We start from the raw sequence: 23,998 nt of genomic DNA on the forward strand, positions 1-23,998 counted from the left end.
CTCAATCCTCCGGTTTGAAAATGACGCGACGCTGCCTGTACATACGGTCGAAGGTAGCGCGATCCAATTGTTGCATCTCGGGAATACGCCCGACGTTACGTACAGCGGCAACGGCTGAGTTGTCGAACGGCGCATCGCCACTGGAGCGCGATACGCTGGCGTTGGTCACGGTGCCGTCAGGCAGCATCTGAATCAGCAACTCGACGCTCATGCCACGGCGCGCCGACATGGGCCGCTGCCAGTTTTCGGTGATCAACTTGATGATCAGGTCATCGAGGTTACCCGCGACCTGATCGCCATGAGTTTCGGCCAGCGCTTGCTGGTTCTGCACGTTGTCCGACAGCAGCTCGGCCAGCGCCGCCGCTTTCTGATCCTCAACGGCCTTGCGCTTGGCGGCTTCGGCTTTCTTCTTGGCGTCCTCGGCTGCCTTTTTCTTCGCAGCTTCGGCAGCGGCCTTCTTCTTGGCCTCTTCCGCCGCTTTCTTCTTCGCGTCCTCGGCTGCCTTCTTCTTGGCATCCTCGGCGGCTTTTTTCTTCGCCTCTTCTTCGGCGCGCTTCTTGGCAATATCGGCCTGGCGTTTCTGCTCAGCGGCCTTCTCGGTCTCGGCTTTCTTCGCCGCTTCGGCCTTTCGAGCCTCCTCAGCCTGCTTTTGTTCCTCGGCTTTCTTGGCTGCGGCGACCTTCTGCGCCTCGGCCTGAGCCTGCTTCTGCTCTTCGGCCTTCTTCTGCTCCAGTCGCTCGGTCTCGAACTGCGGCGCAGAAGTCTTCTGCGCTTCGCCTGCGACCTTCTGCGTGGTTTGCGTCGTGGCCTGGCTCTGCGACTGCAACTGGTACAGCGTAGCCTGTACCACCGGACGCGCCGGCGGCAGCTCCGGCGTGAAGGCGAAGCTGACGAACAGCATGGCGAACATCAGGACGTGCAAACCCACGGCCCAGACGATGGGCCAGAAGTAGCTTTCCGATTGCGGACGCTCGGTTTGCTGCATCAGGGAGCCTCGGTAATCAATCCGACGTTACCCACGTCGGCCTGCTGCAGACCACCCATGGCCGCCATCACGGTGCCGTAGTCGACCGACTTGTCACCGCGCACGAACACTTGCACCTGCTTACCCTGACGACGGTTCTCGGCAATGATTGCCGTTACCGCCTGAGTCATCTGCGGCAGCGTGGAGGCACGCTCCTGCTCGGTGTCGACGTCGACCTCGCTACCCATGTTCCAGTAATAGGTCTTGTCGGCCTTGATGGAGATGGTCAACACCTGCGCGTCGTTGTCCTGCGGCAGCACTTCACTGCTGACCTTGGGCAGATCGACCTTGACCCCCTGGTTGAGCATCGGCGCGGTGACCATGAAGATGACCAGCAGTACCAACATCACATCGATGTAGGGCACCACGTTCATCTCGGCGACCGGCTTGCGTCTGTTGCGAATTCTCGCCATGGTAAAAACCTGTCCTCTTCGCTCGCCTTAGTCTTCCGAGGTGTGCACTTTGCGGTGCAGGATGGCCTGGAACTCGTCGGCGAAGGTGTAGTAACGACCGATCAGCATTTCGCCACGGGCCGAGAAGCGGTTGTAGGCGATAACTGCCGGAATGGCCGCGAACAGGCCGATGGCGGTAGCGATCAGCGCCTCGGCAATACCCGGCGCTACAGTGGCCAGGGTCGCTTGCTGCACCTGAGCCAGGCCGCGGAAGGAGTTCATGATGCCCCACACGGTACCGAACAGACCGATGTACGGGCTGGTGGAACCGACAGTGGCGAGAAATGGCAGCGCGGTTTCCACCTTTTCTTCTTCACGGGAAATCGCCACACGCATGGCACGGGCCACGCCGTCCATCACCGCATCCGGATCGACGCCCTGCTGCTGACGCAGACGGGAGAACTCCTTGAAGCCGGCACGGAAGATCTGCTCCAGACCGGAATCCGGATCGGGGTTGCTGCCCGCCTGGCGATACAGTTTGGACAGGTCGATGCCGGACCAGAAGCGGTCCTCGAAGTTGTCCAGAGCACGCTTGGCGGCGCGAATCGAATTACTGCGCTGGAAGATCATCACCCAGGAAATGACCGAGGCGGCCACCAGGGTCAGCATCACCAGCTGAACCACGAAGCTGGCGTTACTGATCAGACTCCACATCGACATATGGTCAACGGCGTTAGCTTCCACGCTTACTCTCCTGCTGCAATTAAACCCGGTGCCTGCGTCCCGGCGAACGCGTGTCGCAGGGTTTCGGGGATAGCCCGGGGTTTCAAGTTGTCGGCGCGCACACAGGCCACCAGGAACTGCCCTTCGCAGAGCAGCACATCATCCGCAGCCCGCCTGACCTGTTGACGAAAACGCAGGCTGGCACGGTTCAATTCGATCACATCGGCGCTGATCAGTAGCTCGTCGTCCAGTCGCGCCGGCGCGTGGTAACGCGCTTCGGCTGAATGCACGACGAACAACAGGCCCTCACCGGCAAGCGTCGACTGGGCATAACCCAGCTCACGCAGGCGCTCGGTGCGAGCCCGCTCCATGAATTTGAGGTAGTTGACGTAGTAGACGATGCCGCCCGCATCGGTGTCTTCGTAATAGACCCGGCAGCGGTGGCTGAACGGCTGCACTTCGTTTGGCGCGCGCATACTCTAGTCTCCGGCCTGCCGCTTGCCAATCCGGGCTGATAACAATTTTTTCGTCATTGATCACCTGCCGAGAACAGATCGCCACCGGGCTGTTCACCCGAGCGTTTTGGGATATTCAGGCCGAAGTGCAGGTAGGCGTGACGGGTCACCACGCGCCCGCGCGGCGTGCGCATCATGTAGCCCTGCTGAATCAGGTACGGCTCGAGCACATCCTCGATGGTGTGACGCTCTTCGCCGATGGCTGCTGCCAGGCTATCGAGCCCCACCGGACCGCCATCGAACTTCTCGATCATGGCCAGCAGCAGACGCCGGTCGGAATGGTCGAAACCACGCTCATCGACGTCCAGCAGGTTCAATGCCTGATCGGCAGTAGCCTGGGAGATCTGTCCGTTCCCGCGCACCTCAGCGAAATCGCGCACACGGCGCAGCAGGCGGTTGGCGATACGCGGAGTGCCACGGGCACGTCGGGCAATCTCGTAAGCACCTTTGGCCTCGATAGCCAGGCCGAGAATCCCGGCAGAGCGCGAGACGATGGTGGCCAGGTCATCGATGCCGTAGAACTCCAGGCGCTGGACGATGCCGAAGCGGTCACGCAGCGGGTTGGTCAGCATGCCGGCGCGAGTGGTAGCGCCAACCAGGGTAAAGGGCGGCAGGTCCAGCTTGATCGAGCGCGCTGCAGGGCCTTCGCCGATCATGATGTCGAGCTGGAAATCTTCCATGGCCGGGTACAGCACTTCCTCGACCACCGGGGAAAGACGATGAATTTCGTCGATGAACAGCACATCGCCGCTTTCCAGATTGGTCAGCAGCGCAGCCAGATCCCCCGGGCGTTCGAGCACCGGGCCGGAGGTGCTCTTGATCGAGCTGCCCATTTCTTCGGCAATGATATTGGCCAGGGTGGTCTTGCCCAGACCTGGCGGGCCGAAGATCAATGTATGGTCGAGCGCTTCCGCCCTGCCCCGTGCGGCCTGGATGAACAGCGCCATCTGTTCACGCACGACGGGCTGACCGATGTAGTCGGCCAGGCGCAGCGGACGAATGGCACGGTCCTGCTGCTCTTCGCGCTCTCGTGGGCTGGAGGTAATCAGGCGATCGGCTTCGATCATCAATAAGGTTCCACTAAACCATGCCGCGCAGTGCGCGTCGGATCAAATCTTCGCTGCTCATACCTTCTTCCTTGACCGCTGCAACGGCTCGACTGGCCTCCTGCGGCTTGTAACCGAGGGAAATCAGGGCACTGACGGCGTCATTCTCCGCGCTTGAGACTGCCTGAGCCAGTTGAGGTTCAACCACCAGGGGCGCAATGGACGGGATCGACTCCCAGGCCTTGAAGCGATCCTTGAGTTCGACCAGCAGACGCTCTGCGGTTTTCTTGCCCACCCCAGGCACCTTGACCAGCGCCGCCGTGTCCTGTGCCTGCACGCAGCGCACCAGTTCATCGACCTCCAGCCCCGACATCAACGCCAGCGCCAGCTTGGGGCCGACGCCATTGAGACGAATCAGCTCGCGAAACAACTCGCGCTCACGCTTTTCGAAGAAGCCATACAGCAGATGCGCATCCTCACGCACCACCTGATGAGTGTGCAGCGTCAGCGGCTCACCCACCGCAGGCAGACGATAAAGGGTGGTCATCGGCACTTCCAGCTCATAACCAATGCCATTCACATCCAGAAGCAAATGCGGCGGCTGCTTTTCCGCCAAGGTGCCGCGCAAACGTCCGATCACCAGCGCTTTCCTTTATATCGATTACAAACGAAGACGGCCGCCGCGCCGCTTGGCGCCGGCCAGCCCATGGGGAATAAGACTCTGCCGGTGGTGCGCATGGCACAAGGCGATACCCAGGGCGTCGGAGGCGTCGATCTGCGGCTTCTGCACCAGCCCCAGCAGGTGCATGACCATCATCTGCACCTGCTGCTTGTCCGCGGCCCCAGTACCGACCACGGCCTGCTTGACCTGGGTGGCGGTGTACTCGCTGACCTCCAGCCCGGCTTCCACTGCGGCGACGATGGCAGCGCCTCGCGCCTGCCCCAGCTTGAGCGCCGAATCGGCATTGCGCGCCATGAACACCTGCTCGATGCCCATGGTCACCGGGCCGTGGGTGCGAATCACCTCACTGACGCCACGGAAGACGATTTGCAGGCGCTCGGCCAACGAGCCGTTACCGGTGCGTATGCAGCCCGAGGCCACGTACTCGCAGCTACGCCCGGTATCGCGCACCACGCCATAACCGGTGATGCGCGAGCCGGGATCGATGCCTAGGATCAGAGTCATATCAGCAACTGTCTATTTATCCAGTTGGCGAGTATACGGGCCGCCCTTGGCAACGTCATCCGCCAAGCGCCGACCTGACGAAAAAAGCCGGAAGCGCCTTGCAGCGCTTCCGGCTTCGTCGAATCCTGAATCCAGTTCGGTGGAGACCAGAGCCTCAGCCCAACTGCTCCATGATCTCGTCGGCAACTTCGGCGTTATGGTAGACATTCTGCACGTCATCAAGGTCTTCGAGCATGTCGATCAGCTTGAACACCTTCTGCGCAGTTTCCAGATCGGCAATCGGCGCACTGATCGAAGGAATCATGGCGATTTCCGCTTCCTCTGCCTTGAAGCCAGCCGCATTCAGCGCTTCGTTGACCGCATGGAAGTCGGTAAAGCTGGTCGATACCAGGCCGGAGCCATCCTCGCCCATTTCCACGTCATCGGCACCCGCCTCCAGCGCCGCTTCCATCAGAGCATCTTCATCGACACCTGGCGCGAAGCTGATCTGTCCCTTGCGGTCGAACATGTAGGCGACCGAACCGTCGGTACCCAGGTTGCCACCGCACTTGGTGAAGGCATGCCGCACTTCGGCGGCGGTACGGTTGCGGTTGTCGGTCATCACTTCGACGATGATCGCCACGCCGCTCGGCGCATAGCCTTCGTAACTGAACTCGACGACGTTGTCGGCTTCGTTGTTGCCAGCGCCGCGGGCGATGGCGCGATCGATCACGTCACGCGACATGTTGTTGGTCAGCGCCTTGTCTACGGCCAGGCGCAGGCGCGGGTTGTCTGCCGGAATCGGGCCGCCATGCTTGGCCGCCACGGTCAGCTCACGAATCAGCTTGGTGAAGATCTTGCCGCGCTTGGCGTCCTGGCGCCCTTTGCGGTGCTTGATGTTGGCCCATTTGGAATGACCAGCCATAACTCACTCCGTCTTTTCCACTGATGATTGCCAAGGCATGGATGTGCATGCCCCATAACGAAGAAGCCTGGAAATCCAGGCTTCTTGTACAGGCTTATTCGGCCTTGGGTTGCTCGCGCAAGCGGATGTGCAGCTCGCGCAGCGACTTGTTGTCCACCTCGCCCGGCGCCTGGGTCATGACACAGGCTGCACTCTGGGTTTTCGGGAAGGCGATCACTTCACGAATCGACTGCGCGCCGGTCATCAGCATCACCAGGCGATCCAGACCGAAGGCCAGGCCACCATGGGGCGGCGCACCGTACTTCAGCGCATCGAGGAGGAAGCCGAACTTCTCCTGCTGCTCGTCTTCGCTGATGCCCAGTACACGGAACACGGTCTGCTGCATGGCCTTGTCGTGGATACGGATCGAACCGCCACCCAGTTCGGTGCCGTTGAGCACCATGTCATAGGCACGCGACAGCGCGGCGGCCGGATTGGCCTCCAGCTCGGCCGGGCTGCAGCTCGGCGCGGTGAAGGGGTGGTGCATGGCAGTCAGGCTGCCGTCGTCGTTTTCCTCGAACATCGGGAAGTCGACGACCCACAGCGGCGCCCACTCACAGGTCAGCAGGTTCAGATCGTGACCCAGCTTGATGCGCAGCGCGCCCAGGGCTTCGCTGACGATCTTGGCCTTGTCGGCGCCGAAGAACACGATATCGCCGTCAACGGCACCGACGCGGTCGAGGATGACGTTGATGTTGTCCAGCGGGATGTTCTTGACGATCGGCGACTGCAGACCTTCGACGCCGGCGGCACGCTCGTTGACCTTGATGTAGGCCAGGCCCTTGGCGCCGTAGATGCCGACGAACTTGGTGTAGTCGTCGATCTGCTTGCGCGGCATGCTCGCCCCGCCCGGAACGCGCAGCGCGGTGACGCGGCACTTGGGATCGTTGGCCGGGCCGGCGAAGACCTTGAATTCGACGTCCTTGAGCTGGTCCTCGACATCCACCAGTTCCATCGGGATACGCAGGTCCGGCTTGTCCGAACCGAAGCGACGCATGGCCTCGGCCAGGGTCATGTGCGGCAGCTCACCGAACTCGACGTCCAGCACTTCCTTGAACAGGTTGCGCACCATGGTCTCGGTGATGCCCATGATGTCTTTTTCATCGAGGAAGCTGGTCTCGATGTCGATCTGGGTGAATTCCGGTTGACGGTCGGCACGCAGGTCTTCGTCGCGGAAGCACTTGGCGATCTGGTAGTAGCGGTCGAAGCCGGCCACCATCAGCAGCTGCTTGAACAGCTGTGGCGACTGCGGCAGGGCGAAGAAGCTGCCAGCGTGAGTACGGCTCGGCACCAGATAGTCGCGCGCGCCTTCCGGGGTGGCGCGGGTCAGGATCGGCGTCTCGACGTCGAGGAAACCGTTCTCGTCGAGGTAACGACGGATGCTCGAGGTGATGCGCGAACGCAGCTTGAGCTTCTCGGCCATTTCCGGACGACGCAGGTCGATGAAGCGATAACGCAGACGCGTTTCTTCACCGACGTCGGTGTATTCGTTGAGCGGGAACGGCGGGGTTTCCGCCTCGTTGAGCACGTCCAGCTCGTAACCCAGCACTTCGATGGCGCCGGAGGCCATGTTCGGGTTGCGCGCGCCTTCCGGACGCAGACGCACCTTGCCGGTGATCTTGACCACATACTCGCTGCGCACGCGGTCGGCCTTGGCGAAGGTGTCGGCACGATCCGGGTCGAAAACCACCTGAGCCAGGCCTTCACGATCACGAATATCGAGGAAGATCACCCCGCCATGGTCGCGGCGACGGTGTACCCAGCCGCAAAGGGTGATTTCCTGGCCATCCAGGCTCTCGTTCAACTGGCCGCAATAGTGGCTGCGCATCATGATCGTGTTTCGCTTCTCTAAGGTCTTGGATAGGTCAGGCAGCCCCCAACGCCCTGGGCAGGAGCTACACCGCGGAGAACGTCCAACCGCACGCCGCGCTTCGATAAAGAGCGGGATTATATAGCTTAAATCGTCATGACGCAGCCGCCCGGCAGATGGCTTCTATAATGAACAGCGCCTCCTGCCTGGAGAACGAGCATGGCCCTCCCCCATCACAGCGACCTGCCCAATGATCTGCTGGAAGACTTTCGCCTTGACGCCGCCGAGCAGTTTCCCCGCTGCGAACAGTTACTGATCGAACTGGAACGAGCCCCGAGGAGCGCGGAGCGACTGCGCGAACTGTTTCGCCTGATCCATACGCTCAAGGGCAATCTCGGTTACGTCGAGCTCAACGAACTGATGCCATTGCCGCAGGCCATGGAGGATGTGCTCGATGCCCTGCGCTCAGGTCGCATGACCTTCGACAGCCTGCTCGGCGACATCCTGCTGCTTAGCCTCGACCGCCTGCGCGCACTGATAGCTCAGGCGTTGGCTGGAACGGCAGCGCCGCCAGAGGACGCACAAACACAGCAACTGTGCGGCGCGCTGCAGGCGCTGGCCATGGCTCCCCCCACGCAGCAGACCGAGCGGCGCAGCGAACTGCTACAGCAACTGGACCCGGGCACTCGCCTGCAAGCGCCGGAAACAGCAGAGCCCAGCCATGCCGAGGCGCTGTTTGCCCGCCACGAAATCGACCCTACGTCCGACCTGCAATTCTTCTACGCCCTTGCAGAAGCGGCGGAGCAGCGCTCGCCATACTGGCACGGGCGCACCCTGCGCCTGCTGGAGCTGGCGCTGAGCATCAACGCCGCAGGCGGTTACGCGGAGCAGCCGGAGCAACTGGCCGCAGCAGTCTGCCTGCATGACCTGGGCATGGCGTTTCTACCGCTGGAACTGCTGCACAAGCAGAGCCACTTCAGCCGCGAGGAACGGCGCATGATGCAAGGCCACCCTCGCCTGGCCAGTGACCTGCTCAAACGCATGCCTGGCTGGTCAGCCGCGATGGAGATCATCGTGCAGCACCAGGAACACGCGGACGGCAGCGGCTACCCGAAAGGCCTGCGCGAAGTGGAGATCACCCCCGGCGCCCTGATCCTTCATATAGTCGACACCTTCGACGCACGCACCCATGAGCGCGCGCATCAGACCTTGAGCAAACGCCCACTGCTTCGCGCCATCCTCGAAATCAACAACCTGTCTGGCCAGCAATTCAGTGCCCGCTGGGTAGAGGCCTTCAACCATACCCTGCAGCAGAGGCCAACACTGGCCCGTCGCTGAACAGCCCGCGACGAGCGGTAAGATTTCCTGGCCAGAATTGAACCGCGAGTTATCAATAGCCTCTAAACATCGCTTCCATTGATATAAGCCAAGATCATCTCGACGCCCTGCGTGTTAGGCTCGTTCCAACACTGCGGGATAGAAACCCTGGGCTCACCTGAAAGGAGAAAAACCATGGAAATCAATATCGGAATCGCCGAACAGGACCGCGCCGCAATCGCTGAAGGCCTTTCGCGCCTGCTGGCTGACACCTATACCCTGTACCTGAAGACCCACAACTTTCACTGGAACGTCACTGGCCCGATGTTCAATACCCTGCACCTGATGTTCGAAGGTCAGTACACCGAACTGGCGCTGGCCGTCGACGCCATCGCCGAGCGCATTCGCGCCCTGGGGTTCCCGGCGCCTGGCACCTACGCCGCCTACGCTCGCCTGTCCTCGATCAAGGAAGAGGAAGGTGTACCCAGCGCCGAAGACATGATCAAGCAGCTGGTACAAGGCCAGGAAGCCGTCGTACGCACGGCCCGTGGCATCTTCCCGCTGCTGGACAAGGTCAGCGACGAGCCCACCGCGGACCTGCTGACCCAGCGCATGCAGGTGCACGAGAAAACCGCCTGGATGCTGCGCAGCCTACTTGCTGCCTGAGAAACTCTAAGGCCCGGCTATCCGGGCCTTTTCATTAGGCATGCAGCCCCAGCCTGATCTATGCTCTGGCCATTCGCCAGTGAGTTTCCAGCATCCATGAGTCAGCCAACCAAATCGCCCAGCATCATCGACCTGTATCCGGAGGAAACCCGCAAGGCGGCCGAACTCCTGAAGCAGGCCGTGCCGCTGATGATGCGTCACGATATACCGCCGAACCCCGTGCACTACGCGCTGTGGTACACCTACAGCAGAGGTAGCGAACCAGAACTCAATCGCCGCCTGGACAAGGTAGTCGAAGACTTCGACGTATTCCCCCCGGAAACCGCCAGCCGGCTGTTTCGCGACTACATCATCCGCGGCGAGCTGGAAGAAGCACGCGCTGGACAGCAGCAAGTCATCGAACTGGTCGACGATATCGAAGGCGATGTTTCACGCAGCGTGCTCGGCAGCCAGCATTACCAGCAAAGCCTGAGCCAGGGTCTCAGCGCACTGCAGGAGCCGATCATCGACGATTTGCCCAGCGTGCTCAGCGAGCTGCAGGAAAGTACCCAGATGATGCATGAGCATCAGGAGAAGTTCCTTTATCGCCTGCGCGCCGCGCAACAGGAGATCAGCCACCTGCGCAGTCAACTGGAACGCGCGCACCTGGCCGCAACGCTGGACAGCCTGACCCGCGTGTTCAACCGCCATGCCTTCACTCGTTTGCTGGAGCGCGCCCTGAACGAGTCGCAGCAGGGCCTGGCGCTGGTGATCCTGGATATCGACCACTTCAAGCAGTTCAACGACCAGTACGGCCATCCGCTGGGAGACCGCGTACTACAGCATGTCGGACAACTGCTGCGCGACCTTCTGCCACCCGGCGCATTCGCTGCACGTTACGGTGGCGAAGAGTTCTGCGTGGTACTGCGTAACTGCGCCAACCTCAGCGAAGTGCTCGATTTCGCCGAGCGGCTGCGCCACAAGATCCAGTCACTGCGGGTGAAGATTCGCCGTACCGATCAGGTTCTCGACAGCATAACCGCCTCCTTCGGCTGCTCCATGGCGCAAGCCGACGACACGCTCGAATCGCTGCTGACGCGCGCCGACGATGCGCTCTATCAGGCCAAGCGGGCCGGACGCAACCAGGTGCACCCGACTACCAGCGAAACGATGCTAAGCGCTTGATTTGAGAAGCCCTCGGCTTTGCTGTTAAATAGCTCCGCGCGCCGCGCTACCATCTCGCGGCGCCACTAACCTTGTTTGCCGGCGCGCGCGGTGGCCTTTCATCTGGCCACCAGCAAAGTGCGCTCCCTCCGCAGCACCTTGAGTCATCATTCAATCAGTGAGTTCATCAAAGATGTTGAAGATCGCCCATCTCGTCACAGGGTTCGCCGCCCTACTGTTGTCTGCCGTACCCGGTTTTTCCACTTCACTGCTCTCCACTCCGGATGCCATCTACCTGGCCCTGACCGGCCTGCTCAACCTGCTCGCCGCGTCGCTGCAACAGAACACGCCCACCGCACGCCAGCAACTGCTGGGCCTGACCTCCGCACTACTGATCCTGGCCACCGTGGTACAGAGCCTTATCCTGCTCGCTCCATTGCCCAGCATTGGCGGCCAACCGGCCATCTGGTTGCCGCTGCTGATCATCGTCGTCGCCGTGGCACTGAGCCTTGCAGCGCAGCTGAGCACACAGCCGCGCCCGCAGAAGCAGGAGCCTTTCGCGCAAACCAGCCCCAGCGCCCCTCTGGAAGACCGCGAGACCGGCACGGTCAAGTGGTTCAACACCTCCAAGGGCTTTGGCTTCATTTCCCGCGACTCGGGCGAGGATATCTTCGTGCATTTCCGCGCCATTCGTGGTGAAGGCCACCGCGTGCTGATCGAAGGTCAACGCGTGGAGTTCTCGGTCATGCAGCGCGACAAAGGCCTGCAGGCGGAAGACGTGATCGCAGCAGCCCCCGCGCGGCGTTAAGCAACGCGCATGAAAAAGCCCGGGAAACCGGGCTTTTTCATATCAGTAATGCGGTGGAGGCGCCTCGTCTTCGGCAATTCCCGACAGCCCATTGAGCTCCTCCTGACGCCGCGCCAGTGCCGTCAATTGCAACTGCATCCGCTCGATGCGGCGATTCTGTTCGAGCAGTTCATCGCTCAGCGCCTGAATGGTGTCGTCCTGAAAAGCCAGACGACTCTCCAGCTCCATGATCCGCGACTCGAAGTTCATGCGAAGGCTCCGGTGAACTGAAAATCCTCGGTCAGCACCAGACGCAGCTTGTCGACGACCTGTACCACCTGCTGCTCACTATAAGGTTGCGCCGGATGCCGCCCCCAAACCGGAGCAGGCCAGGCAGCGTCCTCGCGCCGGCGCACGATCACATGCATATGCAGCTGGCTGACTACATTACCGAGCGTGGCCACGTTCATCTTGTCAGCTGCGAAGGTGTCCTTCAGCGTTTCAGCCAACAGAGTAGTTTCGTGCCAGAGCTGGCGCTGGTCGGCAGCATCGAGCTGGAACAACTCGCTGACCTCCTCGCGGCGCGGCACGAGGATGAACCAGGGATAGCTGGCGTCATTCATCAACAGCAGGTGACAGAGGGGAAAGTCCCCGACCAGCAGGCAATCCTGCTGAAGGCGTGAATCCAGAGTGAACATGGCGGCCCTCCTTTGTAAACGGATCATTCGAGCGCAGCACCAAGAGAGCCGCGCAATGGCGCGCAGCATACGCCGCCTCGGTGGACAATTCACTCGCAGGACGCGCACCACGGCAAGGCACCCCACCCCCACACGCACCGCCGGCGTGCACCATTTTGTTTCTTCCCGTAATAGACATCCCCAAGCGTTACCGCGAGAGCGATGTGAACGAAGGTGGCAGCACGTGTCACCGACTGATCACAAGAACTGCGCAACGCTTGGCCAAACCCGCACCGGGCGCGGCGTCAACGCCTCTACGAGGTGCACTGCATGCCAGAAAATCAAGGTTTTAGAAGCGCATTCGGGTTTTGAGCACGACTTTTGCTACCGGTGAGATCAATGCTCGGCAAGCCGTGCAGTCGATCAATAACAGCGGCCCCAGGCACCTCAGAGCCGCGAAAGCGTTGGCATAACGAAGCGCAAGTACAGAGCTACAGATTTGCGACATTCCTCATGACTCGATGCGACACCGACATGAATGAAGTCGCACTGAATAGACTGCAACTATCGCCAATATTGGCTGCGTGCTATAAGTTACCGCCGACACAAAAAGAAAGAGCCGCCCATATAACAAAACAGTGGGCAGCACAACTCTTCTAAACCCAAGGAGCAATCACGATGCAAGTGATGAAGTGGAGCGTAATCGCCCTGGCAGTAGCCGCGGGCACCAGCCAAATGGCAGTGGCTTCCAGCCAGTCCGAGTCGAACGGTTTCATCGAAGACAGCAGCTTCAACATCTTCAATCGCGCTTTGTACATGAACCGCGACTTCCGCTCCGGCGGCTCTCAGCGTAGCGCTCAGAGCTACCGCGAAGAAACCGGCCTGGGCATCCGCCTGCTGTTCGAATCCGGCTTCACTCAGGGTACCGTAGGCGTCGGCGTCGACGCTCACTCGCTGAGCAGCATCAAGCTCGATGGCGGCCGTGGTCACCGCGGCAACGGCCTGTTCGACCGTGCTGGCAACGGCCACAGCGAAGACACCCAGACCGAAGTTGGCGGCGCTATCAAGTTCCGTATTTCCGACACCGTCCTGAAGTACGGCAGCCAGGAAGTAGCCAGCCCGGTATTCTCTACCGATGACAGCCGCCTCCTGCCGGAAGTTGCTACCGGTACCCTGGTGACCAGCAATGAAATCGCCGGCCTGGAACTGACTGCCGGTCGTTTCACTGCAATGAGCAGCCAGACCAGCACCGACCGTGACACCTTCGGTCTGAAAGAAATCAATATCCTCGGTGCTTCTTACAGCTTCACCGACGATCTGAGCGCTGCTCTGCACTACTCGGACGCCGACGACAACTTCAAGAAGTACTACGTCAACCTGAACTACAACCTGCCGCTGGCAGAAGATCAGGCTCTGAACTTCGACCTGAACGGCTACCGCACTCGCGGCCAAGGCAAAGAGCTGCAGGGCGAGATGGATAACAACATCTGGAGCCTGGCTGCTGCCTACTCCCTGGGCGCTCACAAGTTCACCGTTGCTCACCAGCGTTCCAGCGGTGACACCGGCTATCGTTATGGCGATATCGACGGTGGCGGCACCATCTGGCTGTCCAACTCCGTTCAGTACTCTGACTTCAATGCTGAAGACGAGAACTCCTGGCAGGTTCGCTACGACATCAACATGGCGTCCTACGGCGTACCGGGTCTGAGCTTCATGACTCGCTACATTGTTGGTAGCGATATCAATGCTCGTAATGATGCTGGCGTCCTGATTGACAGTAACGCTAAAGAACGCGAAATCGACATCGAAGCCAAGTACGTTATCCAGGAAGGCGCTGCGAAAGACCTGTCCTTCCGTATTCGTAATGCGTTCTACCGCGCAGACAACGATTACGGCGGCGACGTCAATGACTTCCGCCTGATCGTCGAGTACCCGCTGAGCGTTCTGTAACGCCTGCGTAACTCGACAATGAAGAAACCCGGCCTTGGCCGGGTTTCTTCATTTATGGCTCGACGTTTTAGAGAGGCAATGCATAAGTGCCCGTCACATGCGCAACCAGTTCATTCTCATTACCAGCCGAATACAGCGAAACTTCGCACACTGCTTGACGCCGGCTCAGGCGCAGAATGCTCGCGTCGGCCAGCAGGTCCACCGGCCGGGGCTTGACCAGAAAGTTGATATTGAGATTCGACGTTACCGCCATCTCCACTCGGCCGAGACGCCCCAGCACAACCGCGTACATCGCCGCATCCCCCAGCGCCATGATGGTCGGGCCCGATAACGTGCCGCCCGGACGCACCAATTTGGCATGAAAGGGCACGCGTGCCAGCACGCCCTCCTCGTCCAGCCGGTCGATCCGCAGATCGATATCCTCGGCCATCGCCAGCCCATCCCGAATCAGGGTCTGAACCTCAAGCGCAGTCAATCCCACCGTTTGTTCCTCCCGCCAAAGGCAATGGCACTTTCGCGCCTGCAACCGTCCTGTACGCCACTGTATAGGCACCGTACAATGCCGGCCTATTACAAGCCCTAGCAACCGACAGAACGGCCAAACATGCGTACCAGTCAGTTCCTGCTCTCGACCCTGAAAGAAACCCCCTCCGATGCCGTGGTGATCAGCCACCAGCTGATGCTGCGTGCCGGCATGATCCGCAAGCTGGCCTCCGGCCTGTACACCTGGCTGCCGATGGGCCTGCGCGTGCTGCGCAAGGTCGAGAATGTGGTGCGTGAGGAAATGAACGCCGCTGGGGCTCTGGAGGTGCTGATGCCCGCCATCCAGCCCGCCGAGCTGTGGCTGGAGTCAGGTCGCTGGGTGCAGTACGGTCCCGAGCTGCTGCGCGTCAAGGACCGCCATGACCGCGAGTTCTGCGTCGGCCCGACCCACGAAGAAGTCATCACCGATCTGGCGCGCAACGAGCTGAACAGCTACAAGCAGCTGCCGATCAACTTCTATCAGATCCAGACCAAGTTCCGTGACGAGATCCGCCCGCGCTTCGGCCTGATGCGCGGCCGCGAGTTCATCATGAAGGACGCCTACTCCTTCCATGCCGACCAGGCTTCCCTGCAGGAAACCTACGACCGCATGCACCAGGCGTACTGCAACGTGTTCACCCGCCTGGGCCTGAACTTCCGCCCGGTGCAGGCCGACACCGGCTCCATCGGCGGCACCGGCTCGCACGAATTCCATGTGCTGGCCGACTCCGGCGAAGACGATATCGCCTTCAGCGACAGCTCCGATTACGCCGCCAACATCGAGAAGGCCGAAGCCCTGCCCCGCGAGAAGGTGCGCCCGGCGCCTAGTGAAGAGCTGCGCCTGGTCGACACCCCCGATGCGAAAACCATCGCGGCCCTGGTCGAAGGCTTCAACCTGCCTATCGAGAAGACCATCAAGACCCTGATCGTGCATGCTGCCGAAGAAGGCAAGCTGATCGCCCTGGTGGTGCGTGGCGACCACGAACTCAACGAGATCAAGGCGGCCAACCTGGAACAGGTCGCCAATCCGCTGACCATGGCCACCGACGCCGAGCTGCGTGCCGCCATCGGCGCCGGCGCCGGCTCCCTCGGCCCGCTGAACCTGCCGCTGCCGATCATCATCGACCGCTCCGTGGAACTGATGAGCGACTTCGCCATCGGTGCCAACATCGACGACAAGCACTACTTCGGCGTCAACTGGGAGCGCGATCTGCCGGTTCCGACCGTGGCCGACCTGCGTAACGTTGTCGAAGGCGACCCCAGCCCGGATGGCCAGGGCACCCTGGTGATCAAGCGCGGCATCGAAGTCGGGCACATCTTCCAGCTCGGTACCAAGTACAGCGAGGCGATGAACTGCCAGGTACTGGGTGAGAATGGCAAGCCGGTGACCCTGACCATGGGTTGCTACGGCATCGGTGTTTCCCGCGTGGTCGCTGCCGCCATCGAGCAGAATTTCGATGAGCGTGGTATCCGCTGGAACGACGCCCTGGCGCCCTTCCATGTCGCCCTGGTACCACTGCGCTACGAAACCGAGCAGGTTCGTGAAGCCACCGACAAGCTGTATGCCGAACTCACTGCCGCGGGTTACGAAGTGCTGCTGGATGATCGCGACAAGAAAACCAGCCCCGGCATCAAGTTCGCCGACATGGAGCTGATCGGCATCCCGCACCGCGTGGTCGTCAGCGACCGTGGCCTGGCCGAGGGCAACCTCGAGTACAAGAGCCGCGCCGAAACCGACGCGCAAGCCGTGCCACTGGCCGAGATCATGTCCTTCCTGCAAGCCCGTATCAGTCGCTGATCACGCCCTACCGAGCCATCATGCCCACGAGCAACAACCTTTGCCTCATCGGCGCCGCCCTGTGCGGCGCCCTCTTGATCAGCGGCTGCGCCAACCAGCTGCCGCAACGCAGCGAACATGAGGAGCGCATCGAGCGCAAACTGCTGGATCACCAGCTGCAGATCGATGCCGGCGAGCCCAAGGTACTGGAGTTGCCGCAACGCCGCGTGCGTGTGCATGACCAGAAGAGCTACGAGGTCACCGCCTTCGAAGTGACCCGTCGCTACGATCGCTATACGCCTTATCAACCCTGGCGCGAAATCTACGAAGTGCCAATGGGAGCAGTCGCTGTAGTGGCCGGCGTGGGGGCCAACGTCCTCAACGTCGTGTTGCTCGGCAGCCTGCCGGAAACCGCGACCCGCGACTGGATCAGCTACGGCATGGCCGGCCTCAACCCGTTCATGAACGTCGAATCCAACGGCCGCGCGGAACAGAACCTGGCGAGCATCGAGGAGCTACAGCGCGACCGTCGCATGGAATACACCAACCTGCCCTGGTCCGAGCGCCCGGTGCAGGTCAAGGCGGGGGATCAGCAGTTCGAGCTGCTCACCGACAGCAGCGGCGTGCTACGCGTCAATCTGCTGGACAGCCCCTTCATCGAACAGGACATCACGCGCCTGAACATGCTGCAGCTGAGCGTCGAAGACCGCCTTGGCGACGATGTCGCACGCGCCGAAACGACGCTCATGGTCAGCCATACCCTGCGCGGTAAGCTGAGCGAAGCGCATGACCTGATCTTCGATGACCTCGAAGGCGGCGATGTAGCCCAGTGGGTACACCGGGTCAAACGCCTCTCCGACCTGGGTCTGGAAGAAGAAGCCAGCGAGCTGGAACAGAGCCTGATCGAACTGACTCGCAACGACCCTGAATTGCAGGATGCCTTTCTCAAGGCCCTGCTCAAGGACGCCGGACGTCTGGCTGCCGACCCGGCCAACTGACCTCGTGCAATGAGCGGCAGAACAACCTGGCGCTCATCCCACAACGCCCCTCAGACCATCTCCAGCGCACGCTTGCTCCGCGGCGGGGCAAAGGCCTTGTCCAGCAGAGCCAGGTCATCCACAGTCAAGCGTATCGAGGCCGCCGCCGCGTTATCGCGCAGATGCGCGCTGCCGACAGCCTTGGGGATGGCAATCACTCCGTCCTGCCTGATCGTCCAGGCCAGTGCGACCTGCGCCGACGTAACGCCATGGCGTTGGGCCACCTCGAGTAAGGCCGGCTGCTGCAACAGGGCGCCAGCCTGGCTGAGCGGACAGTAGGCCATCAGCGGCATCGCGGTGCGCTGCTGCCAGGGCAGCAGGTCATACTCGATACCACGCGCCTCCAGGTTGTACAGCACCTGATTGCTGCGGCACGCAGGCTGATCCAGCTCCAGCAGGTCATCCAGATCGAAGTTGGAAACGCCCCAGGCGCCAATCTTGCCCTGCTCTCGCAACCGCTCGAACCCCTCAACGGTTTCGGCAAGCGGGTGAGTGCCGCGCCAGTGCAGCAGGTACAGGTCGATTTTCTCGCAGCCAAGGCGCTTCAAACTGCGCTCACAGGCAGCCTGAACACCCGCCAGGCTGGCGTTGTGCGGGTAGACCTTGCTGACCAGAAACACCTCGTCACGACGCCCGGCAATCGCCTCGCCCACCACCTGCTCGGCGCCACCCTCGCCATACATTTCGGCGGTGTCGATCAAGCCGAGTCCCAGGTCCAGGCCCTCACGCAGCGCAGCGACTTCGCGTGCGCGCTGGCGTTGATGTTCCCCCATGTGCCAGGTGCCCTGGCCCAACACGGGCACCTGCACGCCGGCCAGGTCAATTCTGCGCATCGTTTTCTCCCGAGTGGGTCATGACCAGGTCGTACCCCTCACCACACCATTGCACAAAGCACAGACCGTGGCCGAAGGGGTCGCTCAGGGTAACCAGGCGTCCCCAGTCGTATTCTTGGATTTCGCCCTCCTGCCGAGCACCGGCAGCGATTGCCCGCGCCAACGCCGCATCAAGATCATCGACGACCACAGCGGCATCCAGTGACGACGATAGTCGCGCTGCACGCTCTGTTTTGGGCAAGGTTGGGTGGCGGCCGACTTGCACAACAGATAGAGCGGAACGGCGGCGCCGAGCATCTCGACCACCGTGCCCTCGAACAGACGCCGCCCGACGCTCAAGCCAAGCGCCTGCTGGTAGAAGGCAACCGCAGCTGGCAGGTCGGGCACGTCGAGGTTGAGCAGCAACTGCATGATCAGACCGGCTTGAGCAACAGCAGCAGGGACACCGGCTGAACACTCTCGGGGTGCAGCGGCTCCTGCAGCCATTCGAGACGCCAGCCGGTCTCACCGAAAAGCGTCAACCAGGATTGCAGGGTGCGGAAGAACCAGGGCATGGGCGCCTGGAAGCCCTCCCCGAAGCCGACGAAGTCTTCGACCCGCCAACCATCCTGGTAGGGCTCGCCATGGCTGGCGCGCCACGGGTGCAGGGTCTGAATCAGCAGGCTGCCGCCAGGCGCGAGCAAACCATGCAGGCTCCGCAGGGTCGGCTGTAGCGGCTCCTCAAGCAGGGCGAAGTTGCAGACCAGCACCTCGAAACGTCCGAGTTGCTCGGCATGTGCTTCCAGTTCGGCATAACCACAAACGCGGTACTGACTGCGCCCGTCGCATGCCGCTCGAGCTGCCTCGATCAGCGGCGCCGAGGCGTCCACACCGACCGGCTCGATACCATGTTCGGCCAGGCCACGACACAACCAGCCTTCGCCGCAACCGATGTCCAGCACGCGCTTGGGCTGCAGCGCCAACACGGCCTGAATGATCGCGGCATCGGTGACCAGCCGTCGACTTTCGATGCGCTGTTCACGCACCGCAGCAGCCCAGGCATCGGCATTGGCCTGCCAGCTTTGCTGGAGCTGTTCTCGGTGGTCGCGCTGCATGGTGATTGCCTGCATCGATGCGATCCAGCGAGTCTAGCAGGCCTGCATGCGATAGCGGTACAAGCCGCGCAGCACGCAGAAACCGCCCGCCAGACGCCACGCCAGCGTCTAAACTGATAGCGAGACAAACGAGACGAGCGCAGCCCGGCCGCCCCAGGGTCAGCATCCGGCAGAGGCAATCTCGCGGCGTTTATGATGCTGACAAGGCGGTCCGGTGACTTATGGGCGCATCCTGGCAACGTAATCGACAGCCACCTGAGCTCGCCTCCCCGGCGGGCACTCAGGGCAGCACCAGGTCGAGCACCGCTGCCGGGCACCCCTGGCGCCTGACCTTCTATCTGTTGCTGATCCTGCTGCTCCTGGCGGCCACCGCCCTGCTGGTGTTCGAGGTCCGTAGCGCCCATTTTCAGTCACGCGAGCTCAGCCGCTATGCTGCAGGCCTTACCTACAAGGTCGAAGCGGGCCCCAGCCAGCGGATCATCTACCCGAGCGATGGTCCCTTCGACAAACGCCAGGGCTATGCCTACCTGCCACTGATGCTGGAACGCCTGCAGCAGCGCGATTACCAGGTCAGCGCACAGGCGCGTTTCTCCGACCAACTGATGGATTACAGCCGCCGAGGCCTGTTCCCGCCCTTCACCGAGAAGAGCCAGAGCGGCCTGAGCATCAGCGACTGCCGTGGCACGCCCTTCTACCAGTTTCGCTACCCGCAACAGGGCTATGCCGACTTCGCCAACATTGCGCCACTGGTGGTCAACAGCCTGCTGTTCATCGAGAACCGTCAGTTGCTCGACCCCGCGCAGCCGCTGGCCAACCCGGCAGTGGACTGGCCACGTTTTGCCATGGCGGCGCTGTCACAGCTGGGCAAGATGCTCGACGTGCAGGACCAGTCCGCCGGGGGTAGCACCCTGGCCACACAATTGGAGAAGTACCGCCATTCCCCCGACGGGCTGACGTTGTCCGCCGGGGAAAAACTGCGCCAGATGATATCCGCCAGCGTACGCGCCTATCAGCATGGGCCGCAGACGCTCGAAGCACGTCAGCGCATCGTCCGTGACTATCTCAACAGCGTGCCGCTGTCCGCTGCGCCGGGACACGGTGAAGTGCACGGTCTGGCCGACGGCCTGCGCATCTGGTACGGCGCCGACTTCGAGCACAGTAACGCCCTGCTCGACCCGCGGCGCTCGCCCGACGCCAGCCTTGCCGAACGCGGTCTGGCCCTGCGGCAGATACTGTCGCTGATGATTGCTCAGCGCCGGCCCTCCTATTACCTGGCGCAAGGACGTCATGACATGGAGGCGCTGACCGAAAGTCATATTCGCCTGCTTGCCAGCGGCGGCCTGATCGACGCCGACCTGCGCGATGCCGCGCTCGCGCAGAAACTGCAGTACCGCGACTGGCAGCTGGAGCCCAACCTGCGGGTGGTGGAAAGCGACAAAGGCATCAGCGTAGCGCGCTCGCGCTTGTCCAATCTGCTCGGCATGCCGCTCTACGACCTTGATCGCCTGGACCTGTCCGCACGCAGCACCCTGCAGCGCGACCTGCAACAGCAGACCAGTGCCTACCTGCAGAACCTGGCCGACCCGGAGTTCGCCGGCAAGATCGGCCTGTTCGGCGAACGCCTGCTGTCGCCCGAGAAAACCGCAGAAGTGCGTTACAGCTTCACCCTCTTCGAACGCACCCCGACCGGCAGCCGGGTACGGGTGCAGACCGACAGCACCGACCAGCCTTTCGATATCAACGAGGGCAGCAAACTGGAGCTTGGCTCCACCGCCAAACTGCGGGTATTGGCCACCTACCTGGAAATCATCGCCGAACTGCATCAGCGCCATGCGGGCAAGAGCCCGGACGAGCTACGTCAGATCGACATCGCCGAGCAGGACCCTCTGAGCCGCTGGGCCGTGGGCTACCTGCAAGCCAATCCTGCGGCGGATCTGGCCGGCATGCTGGACGCCGCGCTGGAGCGGCGCTACTCGGCCAGCCCGAATGAGCGATTCTTCACCGGCGGCGGCCTGCACACCTTCGGCAACTTCCGCCGCCAGGACAACGGCCGCAACCCGACGCTGCGCGAGTCCTTGCGTGAGTCGATCAACCTGCCCTTCGTACGCCTGATGCGTGATCTGGTGCGCTACAGCACCTACCAGAACAGCGCCGAACTGCTCAAGGACGACAAGGACCCACGCCGCCAGGAATACCTGCAGCGCTTCGCCGACCGGGAGGGGCGCACCTTCCTCTTGCGCTTCTGGCGCAAGTACAAGGGTCAGCCGGAGCAGCAGCGCCTGGAAACCTTCATCAGTGGTCTGCGCCAGACCTCGGTACGTCTGAGCGCCGTACATCGTTACCTGCTGCCAGAGGCCGACGAAGCGACCTTCGCTGCATTCCTGCGGGCGCAACTGCCGCAAGAAAAACTCACCGACCAGCGCATCGCGCGCCTGTATCAAGACTACGGCCCCGGTGCCTACAGCCTGCCGGATCAGGGTTATATCGCCCGTGTACACCCGTTGGAACTCTGGCTACTGGGCTATCTGATCAGCAACCCGCAGGCCAGCTTCAGCGATGCCGTCGCCGCCAGCATCGACGAGCGCCAGGAAGTCTACGGCTGGCTACTGCGCACTCGGCACAAGAGCGCCCGAGACAGCCGCATTCGCATCATGCTGGAGGTCGAGGCCTTCTCCGACATTCATCGGCGCTGGCAGAACCTGGGCTATCCCTTCCAGTACCTGGTGCCCTCGCTGGCCACCGCCCTGGGCAGCTCAGGCGACCGGCCAGCGGCGTTGGCCGAGCTGATGGGCATCATCCAGAACGACGGCATTCGCCAGCCGGTTCTACGCATCGACGAGCTGCACTTCGCCGCCGACACGCCTTATGACACAAGGGTCGAGCGTGATATCCACGGTGGCAAGCGGGTGATGCAGTCCGAGGTGGCTGCGGCACTGCGCAATGCCCTCTCGCAAGTGGTGGAAGGCGGCACCGCGCGGCGCCTGCAAGGCACCTTTCAACTGCAGGACGGCCGCAGCCTGGCGCTGGGTGGCAAGACCGGCACCGGCGACAACCGCATCGAAAGCGTCGGCCCTGGCGGCCGGGTCATCAGCTCACGTGCGATGAACCGGACAGCGACATTCGTGTTCTTCCTCGGCCCACGGCACTACGGCACCCTCACTGCGTTCGTACCGGGACGCGAAGCCGAGCGCTTCACTTTCACCTCGGCGTTACCGGTGCAGGTCCTCAAGGGCATGGCGCCAATCCTTGCCCCCTACCTGGAGCCTGGCAGTGCCACGCTCTGTGAGGCGCCGATGAGCGCGCCGCAGATCAGCCGGCGGTAACACTCGGTAACCACAGCGCTCAGGGGCTTGCGAAACCCGGCACCGGATATGCAGTCCATGTCAGCATCCCCAACTGCCGTTCATGAGTATCGCCGATGCCCTCATCCTGGTTCGCCCTGCTACGCCGCCGTCGCCTGAGCCTGATGATCCTGGCGTGCCTGCTGGTATTGCTGCCGATCGGCTGCGCCAAGCTGGAGCAGACCGAACGCGAACTGGTGTTTCGCATCGAGCCTGGTAACGCCCGCTGGTTCAGCGGCCTGCCGACTGGCGTCGAGAGCGTGCAACTGCAATCGCCTGACCTGACGGCCGATGAGAGTCTGCATGCCTGGTGGTGGCCGGCCGCACGCAAGGACGCCCCGGCGCTGCTCTACCTGCATGGCTCACGCTGGAACCTGACCGGCCAGCTGTTTCGCATCGAACAACTGCATGCCATGGGCTTCTCGGTACTGGCGGTGGACTACCGCGGCTTCGGCGAAAGCCGTGGCGCCCTGCCCTCCGAGCGCAGCGTCTATCAGGATGCCCTGATCGCCTGGCAGCATCTGGTGCGCCTGCAGCCAGAGGCAGACAAACGCTTCATTTACGGCCATTCACTGGGCGGCGCCGTGGCCGTCAACCTGGCGCACGAACTGGCGAGCGAAGATGAAACGCAAGCTGCCGGGCTGATCGTCGAATCCAGCTTCACCAACCTGGGGGATGTCGCTGCAGCGGTCACCAACACTTCGCTGCCGGTACGCTGGCTGTTGTCGCAGGAGTTCGACTCGCTGAGCAAGATCGGCGAAGTCGGCATCCCGGTGCTGATTGCCCACGGTCGCGACGACCGCTACGTGCCCTCACGCTTCAGCCAAGCGCTGTTCGACGCGGCCAGCGAGCCCAAGCAACTGCTGCTCATAGAGGGTGCCAACCACAACAACGGCCTGCGCATGGCCGGTAACCACTACCGGCAGGCCTTGCAGGCACTGGGGCTTGAAATCAACTGAAGCGCTGAGCGACTTCAGGATCTGAATAGCTGCAGGTAGAGCTGCTCCACCTTGTCCCGCGCCCAGGGCGTCTTGCGCAGAAAGGTCAGGCTCGACTTGATGCTCGGCTCGTGCTTGAAACAGCGGACATCGACCTGACGGGCAAGGCCCTCCCAACCGATGCGTTCCACCAGGGCGGTGAGAATCGCCTGCAGGGTCAGGCCGTGGAGCGGGTCATTGCTGGTCATGAGAGCATCCGTCGAAAATGGTGCGGGTA

25 protein-coding genes and 1 pseudogene are annotated in these 23,998 nt (G+C 62.0%); 10 read left to right on the forward strand and 16 right to left on the reverse strand.

The genetic code is table 11. From position 1 onward, the window contains the following. Position 1: 1 nt before the first annotated feature. The 9 genes from tolA to aspS form a co-directional block, all read right to left on the reverse strand. Complete coding sequence (tolA, locus tag ACN8M7_RS18520) at positions 2–988, reverse strand: cell envelope integrity protein TolA (RefSeq protein WP_490261740.1); 987 nt, start codon at positions 986–988, stop codon at positions 2–4. After that, positions 985–1,437 carry a protein TolR gene (gene tolR, locus ACN8M7_RS18525; RefSeq protein WP_061241785.1) on the reverse strand — a complete coding sequence of 151 codons (453 nt, stop codon included), beginning with the start codon at positions 1,435–1,437 and terminating at the stop codon, positions 985–987. Before tolR ends, tolA begins: the two co-directional genes overlap by 4 nt. A gap of 27 nt (positions 1,438–1,464) precedes the next feature. Next, positions 1,465–2,160, reverse strand: a complete 696-nt coding sequence (gene tolQ, locus ACN8M7_RS18530; protein WP_490261719.1) for a protein TolQ — start codon at positions 2,158–2,160, stop codon at positions 1,465–1,467. 2 nt (positions 2,161–2,162) lie between these two features. After that, positions 2,163–2,615: a tol-pal system-associated acyl-CoA thioesterase gene (gene ybgC / locus ACN8M7_RS18535; protein WP_490261720.1), complete on the reverse strand. Its 453-nt coding sequence runs from the start codon at positions 2,613–2,615 to the stop codon at positions 2,163–2,165. A gap of 53 nt (positions 2,616–2,668) precedes the next feature. Continuing rightward, complete coding sequence (ruvB, locus tag ACN8M7_RS18540; protein ID WP_061241790.1) at positions 2,669–3,721, reverse strand: Holliday junction branch migration DNA helicase RuvB; 1,053 nt, start codon at positions 3,719–3,721, stop codon at positions 2,669–2,671. A 13-nt stretch (positions 3,722–3,734) separates the two neighbouring features. Then, positions 3,735–4,340, reverse strand: a complete 606-nt coding sequence (ruvA, locus tag ACN8M7_RS18545; RefSeq protein ID WP_061241793.1) for a Holliday junction branch migration protein RuvA — start codon at positions 4,338–4,340, stop codon at positions 3,735–3,737. Positions 4,341–4,361: 21 nt separating this feature from the next. Beyond that, positions 4,362–4,886, reverse strand: a complete 525-nt coding sequence (gene ruvC, locus ACN8M7_RS18550; protein ID WP_061241795.1) for a crossover junction endodeoxyribonuclease RuvC — start codon at positions 4,884–4,886, stop codon at positions 4,362–4,364. A 154-nt stretch (positions 4,887–5,040) separates the two neighbouring features. Further along, a complete protein-coding gene (locus tag ACN8M7_RS18555) occupies positions 5,041–5,790 on the reverse strand; it encodes a YebC/PmpR family DNA-binding transcriptional regulator (RefSeq protein WP_490261721.1) in 750 nt (249 codons plus the stop codon). 94 nt (positions 5,791–5,884) lie between these two features. Beyond that, the gene (gene aspS / locus ACN8M7_RS18560) at positions 5,885–7,660 is read right to left on the reverse strand and encodes an aspartate--tRNA ligase (RefSeq protein WP_490261722.1); all 1,776 of its coding nucleotides are present in this window, start codon (positions 7,658–7,660) and stop codon (positions 5,885–5,887) included. Positions 7,661–7,858: 198 nt separating this feature from the next. On the opposite strand from aspS, the gene ACN8M7_RS18565 reads away from it, so the two are divergent. The 5 genes and pseudogenes from ACN8M7_RS18565 to ACN8M7_RS18585 all read left to right on the forward strand — a co-directional run bounded on the left by ACN8M7_RS18565 (position 7,859) and on the right by ACN8M7_RS18585 (position 11,573). Beyond that, positions 7,859–8,977, forward strand: coding sequence for an HD domain-containing phosphohydrolase (locus ACN8M7_RS18565; protein ID WP_490261723.1), 1,119 nt, complete (start codon positions 7,859–7,861; stop codon positions 8,975–8,977). A gap of 174 nt (positions 8,978–9,151) precedes the next feature. Continuing rightward, positions 9,152–9,622 (forward strand): Dps family protein, encoded by a 471-nt coding sequence (locus tag ACN8M7_RS18570; RefSeq protein WP_037003703.1) that lies wholly within the window; start codon positions 9,152–9,154, stop codon positions 9,620–9,622. A 96-nt stretch (positions 9,623–9,718) separates the two neighbouring features. Further along, the gene (locus ACN8M7_RS18575; protein WP_490261724.1) at positions 9,719–10,786 is read left to right on the forward strand and encodes a GGDEF domain-containing protein; all 1,068 of its coding nucleotides are present in this window, start codon (positions 9,719–9,721) and stop codon (positions 10,784–10,786) included. A gap of 172 nt (positions 10,787–10,958) precedes the next feature. Next, positions 10,959–11,267 (forward strand): annotated as a pseudogene (locus ACN8M7_RS18580) (cold shock domain-containing protein membrane protein); the annotation flags it as partial. An 81-nt stretch (positions 11,268–11,348) separates the two neighbouring features. Next, complete coding sequence (locus ACN8M7_RS18585) at positions 11,349–11,573, forward strand: cold shock domain-containing protein (RefSeq protein ID WP_197432222.1); 225 nt, start codon at positions 11,349–11,351, stop codon at positions 11,571–11,573. Positions 11,574–11,615: 42 nt separating this feature from the next. Here the strand turns inward: ACN8M7_RS18585 and ACN8M7_RS18590 are convergent, their stop codons facing one another. Continuing rightward, complete coding sequence (locus ACN8M7_RS18590) at positions 11,616–11,822, reverse strand: SlyX family protein (protein WP_061241807.1); 207 nt, start codon at positions 11,820–11,822, stop codon at positions 11,616–11,618. Beyond that, complete coding sequence (locus ACN8M7_RS18595; protein ID WP_061241809.1) at positions 11,819–12,250, reverse strand: HIT family protein; 432 nt, start codon at positions 12,248–12,250, stop codon at positions 11,819–11,821. Before ACN8M7_RS18595 ends, ACN8M7_RS18590 begins: the two co-directional genes overlap by 4 nt. A 657-nt stretch (positions 12,251–12,907) precedes the next feature. Here ACN8M7_RS18595 and ACN8M7_RS18600 point away from each other — a divergent pair. After that, positions 12,908–14,179 carry an OprD family porin gene (locus tag ACN8M7_RS18600; protein WP_490261725.1) on the forward strand — a complete coding sequence of 424 codons (1,272 nt, stop codon included), beginning with the start codon at positions 12,908–12,910 and terminating at the stop codon, positions 14,177–14,179. A 67-nt stretch (positions 14,180–14,246) separates the two neighbouring features. Here ACN8M7_RS18600 and ACN8M7_RS18605 read toward each other — a convergent pair whose 3' ends face one another. Next, entirely contained in the window at positions 14,247–14,654 is a 408-nt protein-coding gene (locus tag ACN8M7_RS18605) for a PaaI family thioesterase (RefSeq protein WP_490261741.1), read from the reverse strand. Positions 14,655–14,783: 129 nt separating this feature from the next. On the opposite strand from ACN8M7_RS18605, the gene ACN8M7_RS18610 reads away from it, so the two are divergent. Next, on the forward strand, positions 14,784–16,499 hold the full coding sequence (locus tag ACN8M7_RS18610) for a proline--tRNA ligase (protein WP_490261726.1): 1,716 nt from the start codon (positions 14,784–14,786) through the stop codon (positions 16,497–16,499). Between the two features lie 20 nt (positions 16,500–16,519). Then, positions 16,520–17,476 (forward strand): hypothetical protein, encoded by a 957-nt coding sequence (locus ACN8M7_RS18615; RefSeq protein WP_490261727.1) that lies wholly within the window; start codon positions 16,520–16,522, stop codon positions 17,474–17,476. Positions 17,477–17,526: 50 nt separating this feature from the next. On the opposite strand, the gene ACN8M7_RS18620 is transcribed toward ACN8M7_RS18615, so the two are convergent. Genes ACN8M7_RS18620 through ACN8M7_RS18630 form a run of 3 tightly spaced genes read right to left on the reverse strand, consistent with a single transcriptional unit; the run spans position 17,527 to position 19,442 of the window. Further along, positions 17,527–18,348: an aldo/keto reductase gene (locus ACN8M7_RS18620; RefSeq protein WP_490261728.1), complete on the reverse strand. Its 822-nt coding sequence runs from the start codon at positions 18,346–18,348 to the stop codon at positions 17,527–17,529. Further along, positions 18,335–18,856, reverse strand: coding sequence for a VOC family protein (locus ACN8M7_RS18625; RefSeq protein WP_490261729.1), 522 nt, complete (start codon positions 18,854–18,856; stop codon positions 18,335–18,337). Before ACN8M7_RS18625 ends, ACN8M7_RS18620 begins: the two co-directional genes overlap by 14 nt. Beyond that, positions 18,762–19,442, reverse strand: a complete 681-nt coding sequence (locus tag ACN8M7_RS18630) for a class I SAM-dependent methyltransferase (protein ID WP_490261742.1) — start codon at positions 19,440–19,442, stop codon at positions 18,762–18,764. The genes ACN8M7_RS18625 and ACN8M7_RS18630 overlap by 95 nt, the downstream gene beginning before the upstream one ends. A 221-nt stretch (positions 19,443–19,663) precedes the next feature. Here ACN8M7_RS18630 and ACN8M7_RS18635 point away from each other — a divergent pair, with 221 nt between their 5' ends. After that, positions 19,664–22,765, forward strand: a complete 3,102-nt coding sequence (locus ACN8M7_RS18635) for a transglycosylase domain-containing protein (protein WP_490261730.1) — start codon at positions 19,664–19,666, stop codon at positions 22,763–22,765. 95 nt (positions 22,766–22,860) lie between these two features. Further along, complete coding sequence (locus ACN8M7_RS18640) at positions 22,861–23,742, forward strand: alpha/beta hydrolase (protein WP_490261731.1); 882 nt, start codon at positions 22,861–22,863, stop codon at positions 23,740–23,742. A 14-nt stretch (positions 23,743–23,756) separates the two neighbouring features. Here the strand turns inward: ACN8M7_RS18640 and ACN8M7_RS18645 are convergent, their stop codons facing one another. Then, a complete protein-coding gene (locus tag ACN8M7_RS18645; protein ID WP_061241823.1) occupies positions 23,757–23,969 on the reverse strand; it encodes a VF530 family protein in 213 nt (70 codons plus the stop codon). Positions 23,970–23,998: the final 29 nt, after the last annotated feature.

This window comes from Pseudomonas spartinae, assembly GCF_965197125.1.
GTDB classification, from domain to species: Bacteria; Pseudomonadota; Gammaproteobacteria; order Pseudomonadales; family Pseudomonadaceae; genus Aquipseudomonas; species Aquipseudomonas composti_A.